Genomic DNA, 15,629 nt, shown 5'->3' with positions numbered 1-15,629 from the left:
AACTTCACGGCCTTTCCCCGATAGAATATCGGGAAAAGGCCGTGGCATAATACTCTTTTTATTACTGTCTACTTGACAGGGAGATGACCAGATATAATTCGCTTAATAGAAAACGACGAATGGATGATGAATGTATTACAAATGGCAAAATCACTAGAGCTACCTGATTGGTGGATTTGTGCCGGATTTGTTCGTTCTAAAATTTGGGATACTTTACATGACTATGAAGCGAAAACGGCTATGCCTGATGTTGATGTGATTTATTATGATAGTCTACATCAAGATGAGATATACGAACAATCATTAGAAACGAAATTAATGAATATTGATGCTACTATCCCTTGGTCTGTAAAAAATCAAGCTCGTATGCATGTAGTGAATAATATGCCACCATATTCTTCTTCTGTTAATGCTATTTCTAAATTCCCTGAAACAGCAACGGCTTTAGGAGTTACACTTGATGAACTAAACAACGTTATCTTAACAGCCCCATGTGGTATTGAAGATGTCCTTTCCTTACAAGTGAAACCAACAGCTCATTTTCTTGAATCGAAAGAACGATTACATATGTACAAAAACAGAGTTATAAAAAAGAATTGGCAAAGTAAGTGGCCTAACATCACAATCACATATCCAGAAATTTAGAAAGGGTGCCTCTCATTTATAGAAGCACCCTTTTCTTCATTTCAAAAAATGTATGACTGTTTCTGCAAATCTATCTGCTTCCTCATAATGAGGTGAATGGCCGCTCTCTTCAAATACGATATACTTGCCGTTTCGGGCATCTTTATTAAATGTTTTAATTTGTTCTTCACACGTTACTACATCATGTTTTCCTACAATTAATAACATTGGATTCTGTACTTCTTTTATTTTATATAATAATGACGTATGACATGAGCCCTCTAATTTTAATCTATCAAAATGAATTTGAGAGCGATTTGAAAATATTTCCCACTCTTCATCACTGTATAAACTCTCATCTGTCCTATCTTCCTTATTATTGTAAATCTCCATTCTTTTTTCTTCTAATTCATTGCTTAGTCTTATATAAGCTTCTAACAACTCTTTTGAACTAGCATTGCTAGATGAATAAGCAAGAGACTCTTCTGCTACTTCTTCTTTTCCATACTTTTTTAATAAATGTCCTGTCTTTTGTAACAAAGCCCTACTTGTTAATGCAAAATCAAAAGTTGGTCCTTCAAATATTATTTTCTCTATTGAACTTGGATATATCGACGCATAAAGCAATGCTACATATCCACCGAAAGAGTGTCCAATTATAGACCACTTCTCAATTTGTAATACTTTTTTTAATTCCTCACAGTCTTCAATCAAATCATTTAATCCAAAAGCTTCGTCTTCAGTAATTTCTTCTGAGCGACAAACACCTCTTTGATCTATCATAATTACATATAGAGAATCTTTTAAACGTTCCGCTTGATGAAATGAAAAATCATAACAACTTTCTCCTGGTCCACCATGCAAGTATAAGACTGGCTTATTTTTAGGATTTCCATGTGTTTCAACGTATAGCTTTTTCCCTCTAATATTCATATATTTCCCTGCTTCTATCAAATTTTCCTTTATGATCATCGCCCCCTTTTTTACTGAATATTATAACATTTAATATTAAATAATCCCTATTACATTTAAGAAGACGATAATTATTGCAAGTGGTGCTACAAATCGAAGTAAAAATACCCAACAAGTAAATACTTTCTTTCCATAATTTCCACCTACAAAAAACTCTGCTTCTAGTACCTTCTTCTCCATTTTGAATGAAACGAAAATACTAATAAATAGTGCTCCAAGTGGCATTAATATATTACTAGATAAAAAGTCTACTGCATCAAAAATATTCTTTCCAAAAATCGTAATTTCACTCCATACTCCAAATGATAACGCAGATGGTATACCTACTAAGAAAATGCAGAAGCCGATCATCCATGATAATTTCGTTCTTCTTTCTTGTTCACCATTTGCTAATGCTGAAACAACAGTTTCTAGTAGAGAAAATGCTGATGTTAATGTCGCAAATGTAAATAGTGCAAGAAATACTGTTAAGAAAAATCCACCGAATGGGATTTGACTAAATACAGATGGTAATACGATAAATAGTAATCCAGGTCCTTCTGTTGGCTCCATTCCTAATGAAAATACGGCTGGAAAAATAGCAAGACCTGCAAATAATGAAACAAATAAATTTAATCCAACAATTGTTATTGCTGATTTTGGTAAACTTTCTTTTTTATTTAAATAGGAACTATACGTAACCATAATTGAAATCCCGATACTAATTGCAAAGAATGATTGCCCCATTGCGAACAAAATACTTTCCGAAGTAATCTTTGAGAAATCTGGTTGTAAGAAAAACTTCACACCTTTCATTGCATCATCAAGTGTTAACGAACGAATAATAAGAGCGACAAATAAAACGAACAATGCTGGCAACATATATTTACTTGCTTTTTCAATTCCGTTTTGTACACCCTTTGATACAACCCATATCGTAATGAACATAAAAGCGAAATGTCCCATAATAGCCCAAGCAGGATTCCCAATTGTTTCAGTAAATAATGTACCGTAATTTTGTCCTGGAGTAATCAGTTGTCCAGTTATTCCTCTGAATAAATAAATTAATACCCATCCACCTACAACACTATAAAACGAAAGTAGTATAAAACACGTTCCAACGCCAAGGCGTCCAATCCAATGCCATCCTGTATTTGGTGCGATGCTTTTAAATGCTCCAACTGCTTGTTTCTGCGTACTGCGTCCAATCATAAATTCAGCTATAAGTAGCGGTAGTCCAATTAAAACAGTAAATAATATAAATATTAAAAAGAACGCTCCTCCCCCACTCTTCCCAGCGATATAAGGGAACTTCCATATCGCACCAAGTCCAATTGCTGATCCGGCTGCCGCCATTATAAAACCTAATTTCGAAGTCCATTGCTCCGTCTGTTTCATCTCATTTTCCTTCTAATTAAATCTTTTTATACAAATAAATAAATTTTATAAACCTATTCAAATAAACCCTCCATTTCTTCTTCCATATAATAAAAAATGGCCTAGCATCTCTATATAAAGAGACGCTAAGCCATTTACTTAACGCGGTACCACCCTTATTGATTCCATTATGAATCCACCTTAGTAGTAATCGTTTGATTACAAACCTAATATCGAAGGTTAACCGTTAAGATTTACTAAGAATGTAATTCCGTTCCACCTTACTGCTCCTAGGCGAGTTCAGGATGTCATTTGACTATGTCACACCAACCCATAGCTCTCTGTACAAATACATGACCTTACTACTCCTATTCAACACATTTTAATATTTAGAATATATTTTCTTTTGAAATTAATATGAAGTATATCTGTTATATTTGTAACTGTCAAGGGTATATTGATTTTTTTGTCGAAATGGTTCATATTTCAACTGACTTTTACTAAGCTTATTAGAAAAAGAATCTTCGCGATAATCGCGAAGATTCTTTTTACGGTATGAGACGAGTACAATCTCTCGGAAAAGCACTCGCCTCTCGTACATTTGTTAATTCTAAAAGTTTATATACAACCCTTTCTAACCCAATTCCGAAACCTCCATGTGGTGGACAACCATATCGAAATGTATTTAAATAAGATTGAAATTTATCTGGGTGTAATCCTTTTTCTTTAAACGAAGCGAGTAACATTTCATAATTATGAATTCGCTGTGCCCCTGACGTTATTTCTAATCCTTTATATAATAAGTCGAATGAATCAGTAATAGATGGATTCTCTTTATTCGGCATCGTATACATCGGTCTCGCTTCTTTCGGATAATGCGTAATGAAAACAAATTCACTATTATATATTTCCTTCACATATTTCCCTAGTAACTTTTCACCTTCTGTATCTAAATCCCCTACAGGAGATTCTTTACGATACTTACTTTTCAAAATTTCTTGTGCTTCTAACAATGTAATTTTAGGTATTTCAGTAATAATAGGTACTTCTATTTGTAATAGTTGTAGTTCTATTTCACATTTTTTCGCTACTTGTTGAAACATATATCGTAAAACATCCGTTTCTAGTTGCATCACTTCATAAAAATCATGAATAAAACCAAGCTCTACGTCTAACGATATATATTCATTCAAATGACGGGAAGAATTATGATGTTCCGCTCTATATACAGGTGCAATTTCAAAAACTCGTTCTAACCCACCTGCCACCATCATTTGCTTATAGAACTGTGGTGATTGTGCTAAATAAGCTTCTTTTTGGAAGTATGGAAGCTTAAAAACATTTGCTCCTCCTTCTGCCCCTTGCGAAACAATTTTCGGCGTAAATATTCGTGTGAAATCGTTCTCTATTAGAACTTCACTAAAGCTCTGAACGAGTGTAGATTTCACTTTAAAAATCGCTGCAGTTCGCTCATGTCTTAATGAGAGTACCCGCTCATTCAATAATTGATCTAAGCCAACTTGTAATTTCTTTTTATTTATTTCAAATGGAAGTGGCTCTGCACCGTTTATTACGTTCACTTCATGAGCAAGTACTTCAACACCCAATTCTGTTTTCGACGTCTCGACTATTTCACCAATTACGTGGACGACACTTTCTACATCAACTTTATATCCAGCCAATTCATTTTCTAATACACATTGAATTACTCCTGTTCTGTCCCGTAATAATAAAAAACTAACATTTCCACGATGCCGAATTTTTTTTACCCATCCTTGAAGTAATACAACCTTTCCGTTTTGCTTTGTACATTCTTTTGTGAGTGAACGCTTCATTATTGAATCCATTATTTTTCCCTCCAGTAATTTTATATTTATTTACGTTATTGTTGTCATCGTCATCATCCACGGTCACTCACCCCCTTTCAAAGAATACAAAAATCCGCCCCTATAAATAGGGACGGATTTTTTCCGCGGTACCACCCAAATTGTCATACTGACCATCTTAGCCCTGATAATGGTAGGTACCGTTTGCTTTTACTAATAATCACGTTCAAAGCAACACTCACAGGTGTCTTTCCATCATGCGGTATCGCAACCTTCCCAGCAACCGGCTGCTCTCTGTAGACCTTTGCACCATGTACTTTTCCTGATCATCACTTTTTATATTTACAGAGTATTCTAACTCCTTACCTTATAAAACGCAAGCTTTTTTTGAAACATTCTGGTTTTCTAACTCCTAACTTCTTCTAAAGTGTGAAAAGTTAATTTTGTAATACACATTCTTATGTATTACATCCGAAATTACCCTTTTAATATTTTCCAATTTTTACATAAAAACTAATTCATTTACGCATATTAATAAAAATTTTAAAGCGAGGTGTGTATATGCAAAAAGCAATTAGTTTCTTTCTCCTTTTGTTTTGCTTAATTGTAGTAAACGAAACGTACGCCTATTCACCAAAATCTTTACCAATCTCTCAAAACTCTGATCAATGGCAAGTGAATATTGATAAACCGAAAAAAACAAACAAGAATATGCTTCAAGCTAAAAAAGATGAATTTCAAACATATCATTTTTCAGTAAAGAATGTCGGGAATAGTGAAGTATATAATGTAAACGTAGAAGTATTCCGCAACGAACCAAATAAGAAAACGAAATATGAACTCTTTTCCCTAAAGGAAAGTCGTTTGGCAAGTGGAAAAACTGGATTTGAACACGCTAATTTACCTGTTGCTACAAAAGCGGATGAAGTTGATGTTATTATTACATGGCAAGAACACCCATTCCGATCGATGCGAAATGGTCAAAAAGTTGAATCTAGAAAATTTAAAGAGCATTTTGTTTTTAAAGAAGCTAAAAAGTAAATGGGATATGGATACATTCACACTATCATTGATATAGCTTTATTTACTAGTACCAGTTCGTAAGCAAATTAAAAAGTCGTGGCTTATAAATGCCACGACTTTTTATATTAATTCGTACTAATGCCTCTCGCTGCCCAAATGCGATCGATATCAGCAGCATGTTGTCCGCCATATAAAAGAGCATCCGCTTGCTTAATTGCTTTTGCTCCATCACTGAATTTAGAGTTTGGTGTTAATGACCAGTGCGATTGTAAAATAATTTTCGTTGCTACATCACGTCCAAATGCTTGTGCCATTTCATATTGGCCTTGTGCCCAAATTTCCCCATCATCATGTACCTCATTTGTAATATCTTTCGGATACACTTTATTCGTATCTAATCGGCGTAAGCACGTCGGATCTGAACTAGAATAAGCAGTCGCATCCCATTCTCCAACACATGCTTTTCCGTACCCTGTCGTCGATACTGCATCTTCATACGTAGCACCTAAGAAGTCGCCAAATCCTTCTCCCATCGCTCCACCTTCTGCTGAACTACCAAAGCCAGGAACTTGGTTATCTTGAATCGAATGCCCATATTCATGTGCGATAATACCAGCATCTTCTGCATCATCAACACCGCCAGTACCGAAAGTTAAAGCTTTTGTTGATGGAGAATAGAATGAGTTATCATCAGTTGTACCATTAACATTCACTTTTATCGAACGGTTATTAATATTTTTAAAACCTAGACTTTGAATGTAACGTTGCAATGTGTCGATATGATAGTACGACATAACATCTTCAAAGCTATCATTTGCGCGTGTATAGTTAAATTGTAAATTCGTAGATTTTGTTTTCGCTTTTGAAGAAATCGTTACATATTCTCCAATTAAAAATCCTGTTCCATCTAAACCTTTTAACGTAACAGTTTTCAGTTGGTTCGTTAGAGCTGTTGAATCTGCATCGTTATTATCTTTTAAGCCTACTTTACTACCGCTAGATACGACTGGGTTAGGTAAAAATACTTTTCCTGACCCTTCAGCTTTTCGGTTTATATCAACCTTTTTAATTAACTTTCCATTTTCTGCATCAATAAATGTTTCCCATGCACCAAATGGATTATTAGAATGGACTACAACTTTATATACTGGACGAGCAATTCCTTCTTCAACAATATATCCGAACTCTTTATCTGTAGGAGCCCATAAATTTTGCTCACTTGCTTCTCCAACATACGCCATTGATTTTTGTATTGCATCTTTTTCACTAATTTTTGTCGTTACTTCCTTCACACCTGTAACAGGCTGATAATCAGAAACAGCGAGTACTCCCTTTCCCTCTCCGTTAAGCGTAACTGTTATTTGTTTTGAAAATACAGGTGCACCATTAACAACTTGTTGGAACCTAACATATGACGCTACTGACGTTTCTGTTGTAGAAATATATTGCAAGTCTGAAAGATCTGTTTTCAATCCATACTGCGCAGCATTTTCTTTTAAATATTCAGTTGCTTTTTTCTGTGGCGAATAAGCTTCTAACTTTACTTGCTGTTGTTTTTCCAATGCCGAAACCGTAGTAATTGTCCCCATTACTAACGGCACAGTCATTGCCATTGCCACCATTTTTTTATTAAACATAGAACCACTCCCCCTAATAAAGTAGCTCAACCTTATCCCATTACCACTAGGCAATCATTCCCCGCAAAACGGATGGATAAAAATTGAATCTACGAGTAATTCTCTATGAACACTTCTATTACCTTTTCATTTAGGGTAAGTGAATTTTTCTCAATATTTATGTATAAACCGAACACAATACTGTAGAAATATATTTCTACAGTATTGTGTTCGGTACGCTATGAAAAAAGACAATTGCTAGTGGTCCTATCGAATGTATAGTCAAATAAATTCTAATCATACAAAAAGGAAGTTGGAATCATTCCAACTTCCTTTTTTCTTTAATTAGCTGCACTTAATTTAATTCTAAGTTTTGTTTCACCTAAAGAAAGTTCATCGTCTTCGTTCGTTAAGTGACCAAATGTAAATTGTTTAACGAGTAAGTTTTCTTCCAATAAATCTTTATGGTTCGTTAACGTTCTCTGTAGCTCTACTTCTGTATCAAGAATAACATCGACTCGTAAATTAACTGGTAAATTCAACTGTTTACGATATTCTTGAACCGCACGAATGAATTCACGCGCTACTCCTTCTTGTAACAATTCTTCCGTTACATTCGTATCTAACATAACTGTATATTGTCCGTTAGTCGTATTAGAGAATCCTGATTTTGCAACTTTCTCAACTAACACATCTTCAGCAGTTACAACTACTTCTTCTCCTGGTGTTGCTTCGTAAACTGCTCTTCCTGTTGATACAAAGTTTTGTACTTCTTCTTGTGATAATTGTTTTAGCCAACCATTCACTGCATTCACATTTTTACCGAATTTCGGCCCCGCTGTTTTAAAATTAAGCTTCAATTGATATGATGTGTATTTTGTTTCATCGAGTTCAACATGGAACGCTTTTACATTTAACTCATCCATAACGATATCACGATAAGATTCCCAATCCATATCATTCTCGTTATGCTCAAGTAATACAAGTTCTGCTAGCGGCTGTTTTACTTTTAAAGAATGCTGATTACGATTACTTCTTCCAAGTTCAACAACTTGTAAAACAGCATCCATTTCCGCTTCTAATTTCGGTTGAAGTAGTGATTCATTTACAACTGGATAATCGGCTAAATGAACGCTGCTTCCTTCTAAATTTAGATGAATGTCTTCCGCGACAAACGGTGTAAATGGTGCAATTAATTTACTAATTGTTACAAGCACTTCATGAAGTGTCTCATACGCAGCTGCTTTCTCAGCGTTCATACCAGATTCCCAGAAACGATTACGTGAGCGTCTTACATACCAGTTACTCACTTCATCTACAAGTGCTGCAATTTCACGAGCTGCATTCGTAAATTGATAATCATCAAGTGCAGTTCTCACTTTTTTCGTTGTACTATGCAATCTTGATAATACCCATTCGTCTAATTTCGTAAGCTTTACATCATACGTTTCTTTCGGATTATACTCATCTAAATTTGCATATAAAACGTAGAAGCTATACACATTGACTAATGTATCTACAAATTTAGATTTCGCTTCCAGTACTGTTCTTTCAGAAAAACGCTTCGCATTCCACGGGGCACTATCAACAAGTAAAGCCCATCTTAGCGCATCTGCACCAAACTTATCTACTAAATCAACTGGATCTAGTGCATTTCCTTTGCTTTTAGACATTTTCTGCCCTTCTTCATCTAAAACATGCCCTAGCGATAACACTCGTTTATACGGTACTTTTCCTGTATATAGTGCTGATACTGCTAATAAACTATAAAACCAGCCGCGTGTTTGATCAATTCCTTCAGCAATAACATCCGCTGGAAACTGCTCTTCAAATAACTCTTTATTTTCAAATGGGTAATGATATTGTGCAAATGGCATAGAACCACTATCAAACCAAACATCAATCACTTCTGGTGTACGATTCATTGTGCCTCCGCATTTCCCGCAGCACACTTGCACTTCATCTACATAAGGCTTATGCAATTCCAAATCTTCTGGTGTTTCTTTCGTACTATGCTTTCTTAATTCGGCAATGCTTTTCGGTGCGAACTGATGATTACAACTTTCACATTCCCATACATTCAATGGCATTCCCCAATATCTATTTCGGCTAATATTCCAATCTACCATATTTTCTAAAAACTTACCAAAGCGCCCATGTTTCATATGATCCGGATACCAAGTAACAGAATTATTATTTTGTAAAAATGTATCTTTAATTGCAGTTGTTCGGATTAACCAACTTTCTCCTGCATAATAAAGTAGTGGTGAATCACAACGCCAGCAATGCGGATAGCTATGTTCATATTTTTCTTTATGATACAGTAAACCTTCCTTCGCTAAATAACGAACGATATCCACGTCACAATCTTTTACAAATTTCCCTTTCAAAAATGGTACTGCTTCTGTATACTCACCTTTTTCATCTACAACGTGCAAAAATGACAATCCTTCACTTTGAACGACTCTATAATCGTCCTCTCCATATGCTGGAGCAATATGAACAAGTCCTGTACCACTATCTGCCGTTACAAAATCTGCTGCGATAACGTGGTAACCATTTGTAACTTCTTTCATCGGAAATGGCGCTGTATAAGATGTGTTTAATAATTCTCCGCCTTTATGAACAGATAATACTTCATAGTTCTCTTTTAATACTTCTTGTACACGTTCTTTCGCAACAATATATACATGACCTTCTTGTTTTGCTTTAACGTATTCCATATTTGGATGGACAGCAAGCGCAACGTTTGCTGGAAGTGTCCAAGGTGTTGTGGTCCAGCCTAAGAAATACTCATTTTCACTATCTTTCACTTTAAACTTCACAGTTGCACTTAAATCTTTTACTGTTTTATACCCTTGTGCAACCTCATGTGAGCTCAATGAGGTTTGGCAGCTTGGGCAGTATGGTGAAACTCTATGTCCTTTATATAACAATCCTTTTTCATGGATTGTCCCCAAAATATGCCATACACTTTCGATATATGGATTCTTTAAAGTTACATATGGATCATCCATATCTACCCAATAACCAATACTTTCAGTGAATTCACGCCACTGCTTCTCATATGTGAAAACACTCTCTTTACACTTTTGAATAAATGGTTCAATGCCATATTCTTCGATCTCATGTTTACCAGAAATACCAAGTTGCTTCTCAACGCCTAATTCTACAGGTAAACCATGTGTATCCCATCCAGCTTTTCTTAACACTTTATAACCAGCCATCGTTTTATATCTTGCTACTAAGTCTTTAATTGTTCGTCCAAGTGCATGGCCTACATGCGGTAGTCCGTTCGCCGTTGGTGGTCCTTCATAAAATACGAAAGACTGTGCGCCTTCTCGATTCTGAATTGATTGTTCGAAAATATTTTGTTCGTTCCACTGTTTGCGAATTCGTATTTCTCTTCCTACAGCTGATTCTTTTACATCTACTTTTTCCATATACAATCACTCCTTTGAATATTTTAAAGCACACAAAAAACCCGTCCCTATAAAGTAGGGACGGGTTTACCCGCGATACCACCCTAATTCTATTAGCTTTTTCACTAATAGCACTTAGCAACGTACTATCATACGTGTTCTTTGTAACGGTAGACATCCGTCCGGGCTTACTTACTTTCAGCCTCGGCTCCTCGGAGATGATTTTCAAATAACGTCTGCACACCGGCTTTCAGCAATATACCGGCTCTCTGGAGAACAGCTCACTATTTTACTCTTTCTCGTCTTCAGATTTGTATACTTTGTTAAAAGTTATTTTATGCCATTTAGCAACTAATTGTCAACTAATTCAAAATATATCCTTATCTTTTTCCCCTATTCTTATACAATTACTTTTCAAATTCTCGCAATGCTGCTAAATTTTCATCATCCTCAATAAGTTCAGCAAAGAATCCCGATTCATCCTCACGAAGGACAAATTCAAGCTCTTCCTTCGCCTCTTCATTTCTATTTAACTGCGCTAAATAACAAGCACGATCATATCTTGCTAACAAATCACTCGCGTCAATTATTAATACTTCATTTGTTATTTTTTCTGCCTTTATCGTTTGGCCGACACCATGATATGAAGATGCTAAAGAAAGAAGAATTGCTGTTTCATTTGGATGATGTACAGAAGCATTTTCTAATACATGAATTGCCTCTTCAAACCTTTCTTGACTTTGATATATTTCTCCTAAAGCAAGAAATGCTCTACTTACAAACGGTGTTTGCTCTGTTAATTGTAAGATAATCTTTTCTGCTTTTCTTTCTTCCCCTGCTTTAAAGAATACTTGCGCTTGCAGAAGAAGAGTATCATAATCATCTGGTAGTTCTCGAACCATTTGTTTCGTTAATTCCAAAGCATCTCTTAACATATCTTCTTCCTCGCACTCAACGAAAAGATTTACAAGTTGCTTCGCTACGTCATAATCCCATTTATTTTCTAGTGACGTGTGCAGAATCTCTATTGCTTCTTTATTCATCTCTACATTCTCATAAAATAGCGCAAATCGCTGTGCTGCCATACTATTTTTCGGATTTAACTTTAAAGAGATTTCATATAAATCAATTATCATAGTAACCATTGAAATTTCTTTCGCACGATTTTTCATACGATAAAAAGCTCTCGTAATGATAGATCGTTTCGGCTGTTCATGCAGCTGGCGTTCAATCCATATTTCCGTAACCGCAGCTGCAGCATACATGAATGCTGTACTTCTTTCTGCTTTTTTCACCTTTAATGTATGAAGAAAATCTCGTATGTTAGACAATTTTTTATGTTGCTCTACTGCTTTTACATAAACATCAAATATACGTTCATTATCAAAATCTTTTTGTATTACTTTCATTGCAACTTCAATTGCTTTTACATTTCTTTTTTTCACTAATACTTTTGCATAATGATATAGTACTTCTATATGCTCACCATCTAATTGTAGCGCGTATTCAATCTGTGCTTGTTCTTTATCTGTTTCATTCATCGCTCCGTACACATATGCAATCGCATCTAAACGCCATATTTCAGGTACTTCGTCCGCTAATTGTTCTAGTTCAATCAGCAATTCTTCCTGAAGGTTCATTTCTACTGAAAGCTGTGCCAAATATTCCATATTAATATGCAACGGCTCTTCTTTCATCGCCTGAACCATATGACTTTGTTCTTTAGAACGGTTTTCTTCTTTTTCGTATATTTCCGCAAGCTGTAAATGTACACCTACGAAATTCCCATCAAGCTCTAAGCATGTTTCATACGCCTGCTTTGCTTCCGTCAATTGCCCTAATGCCATAAGTGTTTCGCCAATTCGGTAATACGGTAATGCCGTTTCCATTTGTTCTATCGCCTTATTATATCTTTTCATCGCTTGGCCGTACTGTCCAATAGATTCATATAAAATACCTGCATAACAACCGTACTCACTTACTTCATTTCTTTGTGTAACGTTCTTAAAAATGCTATACCTCGTTGTACAAATTCCGTTCCTTTAATTCGATTCACATATTCATCTAACGCACTTGCTACATTATAATCACTTTTCTTTATACCATTTTCTAACTTAGATAGCGCTACTTTAAATCCTTCTTCATTTCCACCAAGTTCAATTTCAGCATCCCATAAAACCATTCCTGCATTCATGAGGAAATCTTGGCTCTTTTCAATTTGCTTCTCAAGACCAAGAATATATTCTTTTGCTTCCTTATATTGTTCTCTTGCCATATAAACTTGTGTAAGTCCAAAGTGAGCATAAACATCCTCATCATTTTCTTCTAAAGCACGCTTATACAATACTTCTGCTTCTTCCAAGCTATCATTTTGAAAATGATAGTCACCTAATTTTACGTAAAGAGGTGCTTTATCATCACAATTCTCAATACCGTTTAATAAAATTTCTTTCGCACTTTCCTCATCCTTCAAATCAGATTCGTATATTTCCGAAAGTTTCGTATAAATGTAAGGTGCATTACTATCCAAATGAATCGCTACTTTAAGCCCTTTTATTGCTAAATATAATTTCCCTAGTTGATGTGCACATCTCGCTCGTTCATACCATACATGCGCTTCATATTTATACTCTTTTAACAAGTCATTAAAGATTTCATATGCTTCTTCATATCTTTCTAAATCTATTAATATTAAACCGTGATTTGTTAAAGTGAACCTTTCAGGACTACGCTCTAACGCAACTTGAGAGTATTGCAATGCTTTTTCAGATTGATCAATATACATATAGGATAAAGCGAGAAAACTCCAAGCAATAGGCTGATCTGCGTCTAATTGTAACGATGAACGAAAGCTTGAAATCGCTTCTAGATAACTTTCCTGTTCAAACGCATATCTTCCGTTTATTAGATGATATAAAGCACGATTATTTTTCTTCTCAACGCTTGTCAGCATTTGCTCCGCTTTCTCTACTTCTTGAAGACGAATAAAACACTGTGCACCATGCAATTTAACAAAGTCCGAGTTCGGAAACTTTTCCATTAACTTATCGATACAATATAAAATAAATTCTTTATCTACTTCAACATCTAAGTGCTTTATCGTATATAACCACGTATTTGGATTATCACTCGTTTCTTTTAAAAATTGTACTAAGTTACTAATTCCCTCTTTGTCATGTTCATCTAAATGATCCGTAAGAGAAAAAATAGATTTAAAATAACGATTTTCTTCTTCACTTAGAAACGCTAGTTGCTCCTTCTTTTCTTTCGGAACAAACGTGATTGCTAAACAGCCTGTATAACGATATTTTTCTTGTAATTTACTATATTCCACAAGAACTGGTTCTATAAAGTTTGGATCTTGAACATAGAAAGCTTGCAATGTATCATCATATCCAGATAACACTTGTACGTGTGAAGCATGCTCAATATCTATACTTAATAAAACAGGAATCCCTTCGTCAATCAGTCTCTTATAATTCTCTTCATTTCCTTTAAAATAACGATATTCATAACCTAATTCTTCTAAATAAGAAACAGTATCTGAAAACTTCGAACCTGTCATATCAAAAATAAACTCTGCTATTTCATCTTGTGTACGTTTCTCTCCCCATATACGCAACATCATCTCTAAACTTGTCGGAACACAATAATTATCCTTTTGTACAATAGGAACTATCGGCAAGTGAACCTTTTTTCCATCCGGATTTTTTTCTAAATTATGATATAAAGATTCTTTTAAACTCTTTTCTTCTTTTAATAGTTTTTGTAAATCTGCAAATTTATTCATTTTGTACAGTGCTTCTGCACGTAAATGTACAAAGTAAGTATTATAGGCATGATATGGCAGCTGAGTATTTATGTTATCTATTACCGCTAACATCTCTTCATATTGCTCTAAATCTAATAAATACTTTATCTTCTCAAAATGAAAATATGGTACTTGTGGGAATTTTACAATCGCATCATCGATTAACTGTATCGCGCGTTTTTGGTCTCCTTTATTCGCATACAATTGTGATAATAAATAGGTAGATAACTCTTCACAATCTTCATGCTGCATGCCAGCAATAAATTGTTCTTCCGCTTTCTCCCATTCACCTGTATGCATATAAACGTAGCCCCATTTATCAAACACTGCGCGTGCACTGTACTCCTCTGCTTTTTGCATATACATTAACGCTTCTTCGTTTCATTTCTAAAAGACATCGTACTAACGTAAAATATGTTTTCGCTAAAAAATCTGCATCTATTTCTTCTTTACTTAACTCTTCTAAAGAAGATTTTAACAACTGCTCCGCTTCAAGAATTTTCCGCTCATCAATTAACTCATCACAATATAAAGAGAGCGTTCTCATATTTGGGAATTTTTTATAAGCGTAACGAATGAGGAATGAACTGTATTGGTGCATAAGCCCTTCATCAGTAAGGCGAATTAATATATCGAACTCCTTATGCGAAGGAATATTGGCAAGCCACTTCTTCACATAGGATAAAGTATTCGTTTCTTTTATATATGCAATTTCATTATTTATTTCCTGTAATCCATCTACAAATCTCTTGTCTTTTAAACAAGTTTCTAACTGCTTAAAATCTAGCATGCATTCACCTCGAATTTATATTTAAACTGCTACTTGCTTAGATTTTACACACCATATAGTATGTATTCAACTAAAATCTCTTATAGTGGATGGTATTAATTAATATTATTCAAATTTATAACAAAATATAGTAAAAATGATTGTCTTTCTCCGTATTTTGTTTAATTATATGGAATAACGTAACATGCG

7 protein-coding genes, 1 pseudogene and 3 other annotated features are annotated in these 15,629 nt (G+C 34.8%); of the genes and pseudogenes, 2 read left to right on the top strand and 6 right to left on the bottom strand.

Translation table 11 applies throughout. The features are described from left to right. Positions 1-126 precede the first annotated feature (126 nt). Entirely contained in the window at positions 127-645 is a 519-nt protein-coding gene (locus tag MR169_RS24770; RefSeq protein ID WP_242320195.1) for a nucleotidyltransferase family protein, read from the top strand. A gap of 36 nt (positions 646-681) precedes the next feature. Here the strand turns inward: MR169_RS24770 and MR169_RS24765 are convergent, their stop codons facing one another. The 3 genes from MR169_RS24765 to aspS all read right to left on the bottom strand — a co-directional run bounded on the left by MR169_RS24765 (position 682) and on the right by aspS (position 4,799). Further along, a complete protein-coding gene (locus MR169_RS24765) occupies positions 682-1,557 on the bottom strand; it encodes an alpha/beta fold hydrolase (RefSeq protein WP_201145603.1) in 876 nt (291 codons plus the stop codon). A 75-nt stretch (positions 1,558-1,632) separates the two neighbouring features. Then, positions 1,633-2,973 (bottom strand): sodium-dependent transporter, encoded by a 1,341-nt coding sequence (locus MR169_RS24760; protein WP_000814541.1) that lies wholly within the window; start codon positions 2,971-2,973, stop codon positions 1,633-1,635. A 115-nt stretch (positions 2,974-3,088) separates the two neighbouring features. Beyond that, positions 3,089-3,337 (bottom strand) — a binding site (T-box leader). Between the two features lie 163 nt (positions 3,338-3,500). Next, a complete protein-coding gene (gene aspS, locus MR169_RS24755) occupies positions 3,501-4,799 on the bottom strand; it encodes an aspartate--tRNA(Asn) ligase (RefSeq protein WP_242320194.1) in 1,299 nt (432 codons plus the stop codon). Between the two features lie 105 nt (positions 4,800-4,904). Then, positions 4,905-5,117, bottom strand: a binding site (T-box leader). A 222-nt stretch (positions 5,118-5,339) separates the two neighbouring features. Between aspS and MR169_RS24750 the strand changes: the two genes are divergently transcribed. Continuing rightward, positions 5,340-5,819, top strand: a complete 480-nt coding sequence (locus tag MR169_RS24750; RefSeq protein WP_001167912.1) for a hypothetical protein — start codon at positions 5,340-5,342, stop codon at positions 5,817-5,819. A gap of 107 nt (positions 5,820-5,926) precedes the next feature. Here MR169_RS24750 and MR169_RS24745 read toward each other — a convergent pair whose 3' ends face one another. The 3 genes and pseudogenes from MR169_RS24745 to MR169_RS24735 all read right to left on the bottom strand — a co-directional run bounded on the left by MR169_RS24745 (position 5,927) and on the right by MR169_RS24735 (position 15,440). Beyond that, complete coding sequence (locus tag MR169_RS24745; protein ID WP_016117723.1) at positions 5,927-7,438, bottom strand: M36 family metallopeptidase; 1,512 nt, start codon at positions 7,436-7,438, stop codon at positions 5,927-5,929. Positions 7,439-7,758: 320 nt separating this feature from the next. After that, positions 7,759-10,860: an isoleucine--tRNA ligase gene (gene ileS, locus MR169_RS24740; RefSeq protein ID WP_242320193.1), complete on the bottom strand. Its 3,102-nt coding sequence runs from the start codon at positions 10,858-10,860 to the stop codon at positions 7,759-7,761. Between the two features lie 53 nt (positions 10,861-10,913). Next, positions 10,914-11,154: a binding site (T-box leader), on the bottom strand. A 92-nt stretch (positions 11,155-11,246) separates the two neighbouring features. Then, a pseudogene (locus MR169_RS24735) lies at positions 11,247-15,440 on the bottom strand (tetratricopeptide repeat protein). Between the last annotated feature and the right edge of the window lie 189 nt (positions 15,441-15,629).

The organism is Bacillus cereus group sp. BfR-BA-01349 (assembly GCF_022663795.1).
In the GTDB taxonomy this organism is placed as follows: Bacteria; Bacillota; Bacilli; order Bacillales; family Bacillaceae_G; genus Bacillus_A; species Bacillus_A cereus.
This window is presented reverse-complemented; position numbering and strand designations above follow the sequence as displayed.